The organism is Psychrobacillus sp. 05T411 (assembly GCF_056396485.1).
The window spans coordinates 21,178-27,399 of sequence record NZ_JBFTLO010000039.1 but is presented as its reverse complement, the minus strand read 5'-3'; the positions used below and the strand labels follow the sequence as shown (position 1 = coordinate 27,399).

The following is a 6,222-nucleotide window of genomic DNA, read 5'->3' as shown; positions in this document are numbered from 1 at the left end:
AGAGAACTTAAAAAGCTCATGTTGTTTTGCTGGCATCATCATTAAATGATGTCAAAATTGTTTTGCTATCAAGTTAACCGAAGTTAATCTTTCAAGCTATATTTCTTAACGTTTTGCATGTTCAGTTTTCAATGTTCATGTTGTCGTTTCTTTTTGACGACTTTATTAGTATAACTTCTTTCGGATTAGATGTCAAACATTTTTTTGAAACATTTCAAATTGTTTGATTGTCGTTCCGAAGGACAAGTATTAATATACCTGTTTATAAAATAAAAAGCAACCCTTTTTCTAAAAAAACTTTAATAAATTTATAAATTCTATTTAATACTACTTATAAACATAAGTAATATTAATAACTAATTGGATTAAACTCGCTATTCGTGGGTATTACATATCAATAGAGTTCTAAAGAATTCATTATGATATAAGTCGATATTTTTCCTCATATATATATAAAAATACTCAACTTATCGATTAAAGAATATAGGAGGAATACATAATGGAATGGTTGACCAACATAAGCGGAAGTGCAGAAATAATATTCAAATTAACCGTTGCTGCATTATTAAGTTTAATAATAGGTATAGAAAGGGAACTAAAAAAGAAACCGGTTGGATTAAAAACAAGTATAGTTATCGCTACATTTAGTTGTTTGCTCACATACATATCAATCGAATCTGCATACAAAGCCCACTCTAACGAAAGTATAAATATAACAATGGATCCTCTTCGCTTAGCTGCTCAGATTGTAAGTGGTATTGGTTTTCTTGGTGCAGGAGTAATTCTTCGTAGAGGGAATGATAGCATTACTGGGCTAACGACTGCCGCTATGATTTGGGGTGCAGGTGGAATCGGTATTGCCGTAGGAGCCGGTTTTTACGTTGAAGCGGCGTTTAGTGTGTGTATCGTTTTAATCGGCATTGAAATAATTCCACCGTTATTGGCGAAAATCGGACCGAAAAGATTGAGATCAAAAGAATTAGCATTAATCGTCATCGTTTCCAATACGGAAAATATCGGTAAAGTGTATGACTTTCTTCAAGCTAGCGGTCTTTATATAGAAAGTATTCGGATAAAAGATGTTGTTTTAGATAATAATATCATCAAGCACGAAATGGACTTGCGGTTATCTGTAGTAACCCCAAAAAATACAGTAGAATTTTATAATACAATAAAAAAACAATCGTTTATTGAGACTGTAGAAGTGGAATCTATATGATGAAAGGAGTCATTAATATGAGTGAATTTTTTAAACTACTAAAAGGAGGAAATAAACCTTCTTTAACCGCCGCAATTGTAAATACTATTATAGCTGCATTAAAAGCAGGAGCATTCTTCCTTACGGGTAATGTAGCAATGTTCGCAGAAATGATGCACTCCATTGGGGATGCAGCGAACCAATTTTTCGTGTTTATCGGTTCCGCCTTGTCAAAGAAAGCCCCTACCCCAAGATTCCCCAACGGATTTGGTCGCTTAGTTAACCTCGTTTGTTTAGGAGCCGTACTTTTAGTTGGCATCCTTTCTTACGAGACCATTAAAGAAGGTTGGCACCATATTCAGCATCCAGCAGCTTCTAGTGGTATAGCGATCAGTTTAATCGTGTTAGGAATTGGGATTATTTTAGAATTTGTTGTTCTTTATAAAGCAGGGAAAGAAATTTTACACGATGTAGGGATAAAAGGTGGCTTCTTTGCTCCGATAACTACGAGTATCACTCATTTAAACCGAGCAAAACCAGCAACGAAACTGGTATTTATGGAAGACTTAGTAGCCACTGCTGGAGGTATCCTTGCATTTATCGCTATATTAATCTCACATTTCACAGGGTTTTTACAAGCAGAAGGTATTGCATCCATACTCATTGGGGTTATGATGTTTTATGTAGTAGGTAAAGTATTTTTAGACAATGCTAGGGGTGTTCTTGGAGAAACGGATGAACAAATGCTTGTCCATATTGCACATGTCATATCCGAAAATCCAAATGTAAAAGATATTAAAGAATTAGAAGTAATCAAAGAAGGAGAATTTTTGCATGTCAATTTAGTTGCTGAAATTGATCCAACTCTTTCGTTCGCTAAAGTAGATGATATTCACGATGTGTTGAAAGAACTTATTTTAAATCAGCAGGGAGTAACAGATGTCACCATCTCATTCGATGAAGATGATGGCATTAGAACATGGACCACTCATAGAGATCAACATACAATATTAAAAACACATGATTGAGCGTTTGCTCCCTCATGTGTTTTCCTTTTTTATAGACCAAAAATATAAACTTTTTACTCAGAATCGATCTAGCTCCAGCGCCTTGCCACTCGGGGTCAAATGGGAAAAAGCTGCTCCTGCGCAAAGCTCGTCGCAAACAAAATCGCTTGTGGTGGCTGAGGAACTGCCTCCTCGCTTTTTCTCATTTGCCTGTCGGGGCAGACATAGGCGCTTTCACATTTCTTATAGACATGCAGTTAAAATTGCTTTTGTATCCTCAGCGTCCAACTTATTAAAATTACCAAATTCCCCGTTGACCATTGCTTTTTCAACCATCAAGTCTATTTGGGAATCATCTATATTATAATCTGCTAAGTTAGTTGGAGCATCAAGTGAAGTCCAAAACGCTACTAATCGATCAATTCCTTCTAACGCAACTTCCTCGGCCGTTTTACCAGTTGGGTCCACATGAAATACTTTTACTGCTAATTTGGCAAACCGTTCTGGATTTACATGTACGTTATGACGCATCCATCTTGGGAAAATTATTGCCAATCCTCCTGCATGCGGAATATCATATACTCCAGATACAGCATGTTCGATATTATGGCTAGCCCAGTCTCCGTTGTAACCCATTCGTAAGAAGTTGTTCAATCCCAAAGTGCCTGCGTATAAAATCGTTTCTCGTAACTCATAGTTCTCCAAATCCTTCACCAACTTCGGTGCCGTTTCAATCACAGCACGAAGGACACCCTCAATCATTTCATCATGCACCGGCGTGTTTGTTGCTTCATGATAATATTGCTCAAACATATGAGACATCATATCGACAATTCCATAAACTGTTTGATCAAGCGGAACCGTAAATGTGTGTACGGGATCCAAAATTGAGAATTTCGGAAATACAAGCGGACTTCCCCATCCGTATTTTTCTTGTGTTTCTTCATTAGTAATAACAGAACCAGAATTCATCTCCGAACCTGTCGCCGCTAATGTTAAAACTGTTCCGAATGGAAGCGCTTCTTTAGGTACTGCTTTACGCGTCACTAAATCCCAAGCATCCCCATCATATTTTGCAGCAGCTACAATTAGTTTCGTACAATCGATTACAGAACCGCCACCAACTGCTAGTACAACGTCGATTCCTTCTTTTTTACAAATTTCTGCTCCGCGCTTTGCTGTAGAAAGTCGAGGATTCGGTTCGACACCTGGTAATTCAAATACTTGCATATCCGCTTCATTTAAGGCTGCCATAACTTGATCATATAGCCCATTCTTCTTTATACTACCACCGCCGTATACTACAAGAACTTTTTGACCATAATTAGCAAGCTCGGTTGGCAATTTAGCTAATTGCCCTTTACCGAATATTAACTTTACCGGATTATAAAATGAGAATGCATTCACTGTAACTTCCTCCTTTAAATCTATCTCTTTCATGATAGTAAAAACCGCTTGTATTTTTTACAAGCGGTTTTTACGTGTGACAAACTATTACACCCAACCGCGGAAGCGTGATGCTTCAGCCGTTCTGCGTACCCCTACCATATACGCTGCTAAACGCATATTAATGTTGCGAGTTGTTGCTACTTCATAAATATTTTCAAATGCTTCTACCATTTTCTTCACTAGCTTTTCATTTACTTCTTCTTCAGTCCAGTAATAACCTTGGTTATTTTGAACCCATTCAAAGTAGGATACAGTTACTCCACCAGCACTTGCTAATACGTCAGGAACTAATAAAATACCTCTATCATAAAGGATTCTAGTAGCTTCAGAAGTTGTTGGACCATTTGCTGCTTCTACTACAATAGTAGCTTTGATATTATGCGCATTTTCAGCGGTAATTTGGTTCTCAATTGCAGCTGGAACTAATATATCACAATCTAACTCTAATAATTCTTGGTTAGAAATTGTATTTTCAAATAATGTAGTTACTGTACCAAAGCTATCACGACGATCCAATAAATAATCGATATCTAAACCGTTTGGATCATGTAAAGCTCCGTATGCATCAGAAATACCAATAACTTTTGCACCTTGATCACTCAAAAACTTAGCTAAGAAGCTTCCAGCATTACCAAAACCTTGGATAACTACGCGTGCACCTTGCATATCGATGTCACGTTTTTTAGCTGCTTCGTTAATAACAATCGTAACGCCTTGTGCTGTAGCGCGGTCACGACCTTGCGATCCGCCAAGTACAAGTGGTTTACCTGTAATAAAACCTGGAGAGTTGAATTGGTCCATACGACTATATTCGTCCATCATCCATGCCATAATTTGTGCATTTGTAAACACATCTGGAGCCGGGATATCTTTTGTTGGTCCTACGATCTGACCAATTGCACGTACATAACCACGACTTAATCGTTCGATTTCTCCCATAGACATTTCACGTGGATCACAAGCTACTCCACCTTTACCTCCACCATACGGAAGATCAACGATTCCAGCTTTCAATGTCATCCACATAGAAAGTGCTTTCATTTCTTCTTGCGTTACCGCCGGATGGAAACGTACCCCACCCTTTGTAGGTCCAACTGCATCATTATGTTGAGCACGGTAGCCAGTAAATACTTTTACCGTATTATCGTCCATTCTTACTGGAATACGTACTTCCATCATGCGAAGTGGTTCTTTCAGTAATTCATACATTGCTTCGTCATAACCTAATTTTTGCAGAGCCTCTTTAATGACAGCCTGGGTTGATGTGAACAGGTTTAAATTTTCAGCCATTTGATTATTTCGCCTCTTTAATTCATAATTATTTCTTCGGAATCATTGTAACATAAATTACTTGCTATTTGTCTACGATTTACTGATTGCTAAATACTTTTTTTATTTTGTCTATAGCCCAATCTAGTTCTTCTGTTGAAATCACTAAAGGTGGTGCAAAACGGATGACTGTATCATGCGTTTCTTTACATAATAACCCTAGTTCTTTCAACTGCTCGCAATATGGGCGCGCCTCTTCTGTTAATTCCATACCAATGAACAATCCACGTCCACGAACTTCTTTAATAGAAGGATGTTGGATTTCTTTTAATGCATTCATAAAGTATTCGCCTTGTTCTAATGAGCGTTCTGCAAGTTTTTCATCTGTTAACACATTTAATGAAGCAACAGAAACTGCACATGCTAAAGGATTTCCTCCAAAAGTAGAGCCATGTGATCCTGGATTGAACACACCAAGTACACTTCGGTCAGCAACTACACATGAGATTGGGAATACCCCACCACCAAGTGCTTTACCTAAAATATACATATCCGGATTTACATCTTCCCACTCACAAGCAAACATTTTACCAGTTCGTGCAAGACCTGCTTGAATTTCATCTGCAATAAACAGCACATTATTTTCTTTACATAGTTCGTAAGCTGCTTTCATAAATCCAGCCGGTGGAATTAGAATTCCTGCTTCTCCTTGAATTGGTTCGATTAAAAATGCTGCAGTATTTGGTGTAATAGCAGCTTTAAGTGCTTCTAAATCACCATAAGGGATTAAGTTAATACCAGGTAACATTGGTCCAAAGCCACGTTTGTATTCTGGATCCGATGAAAGCGATACTGCTGTCATTGTACGACCATGGAAGTTACCATTACATGCAATGACTTCCGCTTGATCTTCTGCAACACCTTTTACGTCATAAGCCCAACGACGTGCAGCTTTAAATGCAGTTTCTACCGCTTCTGCCCCAGTGTTCATCGGCAATACCATTTCTTTTCCTGTTATTTCACTCACTTTTTCATACCATGGTCCTAATTGGTCATTATGAAATGCGCGAGATGTTAATGTAACACGATCTGCTTGGTCTTTTAATGCTTGAATAATTTTCGGATGGCGATGCCCTTGGTTCACTGCAGAGTATGCAGATAGCATATCCATGTATTTATTGCCCTCTGGATCTTTTACCCATACACCTTCTGCTTCTGAAATAACGATTGGAAGTGGATTGTAGTTATTTGCACCAAATTTATCTGTTTGATCCATCACATGTTGTGAGTTTGTCATGT

General features: G+C 37.8%; 5 protein-coding genes. 2 read left to right on the top strand and 3 right to left on the bottom strand.

Annotated features, from left to right (window positions below; translation table 11 throughout):
• Positions 1–499: 499 nt before the first annotated feature.
• Together AC1DFT_RS19110 and AC1DFT_RS19105 are read left to right on the top strand one after the other, a co-directional pair.
• Positions 500–1,219, top strand: coding sequence for an MgtC/SapB family protein (locus AC1DFT_RS19110; protein ID WP_478160966.1), 720 nt, complete (start codon positions 500–502; stop codon positions 1,217–1,219).
• A 17-nt stretch (positions 1,220–1,236) separates the two neighbouring features.
• A complete protein-coding gene (locus AC1DFT_RS19105) occupies positions 1,237–2,226 on the top strand; it encodes a cation diffusion facilitator family transporter (protein WP_478160964.1) in 990 nt (329 codons plus the stop codon).
• 222 nt (positions 2,227–2,448) lie between these two features.
• On the opposite strand, the gene AC1DFT_RS19100 is transcribed toward AC1DFT_RS19105, so the two are convergent.
• The 3 genes from AC1DFT_RS19100 to AC1DFT_RS19090 form a co-directional block, all read right to left on the bottom strand.
• Positions 2,449–3,612, bottom strand: coding sequence for an iron-containing alcohol dehydrogenase (locus AC1DFT_RS19100; RefSeq protein WP_478160962.1), 1,164 nt, complete (start codon positions 3,610–3,612; stop codon positions 2,449–2,451).
• Between the two features lie 87 nt (positions 3,613–3,699).
• Positions 3,700–4,944: a Glu/Leu/Phe/Val family dehydrogenase gene (locus AC1DFT_RS19095; protein WP_402821411.1), complete on the bottom strand. Its 1,245-nt coding sequence runs from the start codon at positions 4,942–4,944 to the stop codon at positions 3,700–3,702.
• Positions 4,945–5,023: 79 nt separating this feature from the next.
• On the bottom strand, positions 5,024–6,220 hold the full coding sequence (locus AC1DFT_RS19090) for an ornithine--oxo-acid transaminase (protein WP_478160960.1): 1,197 nt from the start codon (positions 6,218–6,220) through the stop codon (positions 5,024–5,026).
• Positions 6,221–6,222: the final 2 nt, after the last annotated feature.

Coding starts and splice junctions, on each gene's coding strand:
- AC1DFT_RS19105 (WP_478160964.1), top strand. CDS start 1,237: ATGAGTGAATTTTTTAAACTACTAAAAGGAGGAAATAAACCTTCTTTA.
- AC1DFT_RS19110 (WP_478160966.1), top strand. CDS start 500: ATGGAATGGTTGACCAACATAAGCGGAAGTGCAGAAATAATATTCAAA.
- AC1DFT_RS19095 (WP_402821411.1), bottom strand. CDS start 4,944: ATGGCTGAAAATTTAAACCTGTTCACATCAACCCAGGCTGTCATTAAA.
- AC1DFT_RS19090 (WP_478160960.1), bottom strand. CDS start 6,220: ATGACAAACTCACAACATGTGATGGATCAAACAGATAAATTTGGTGCA.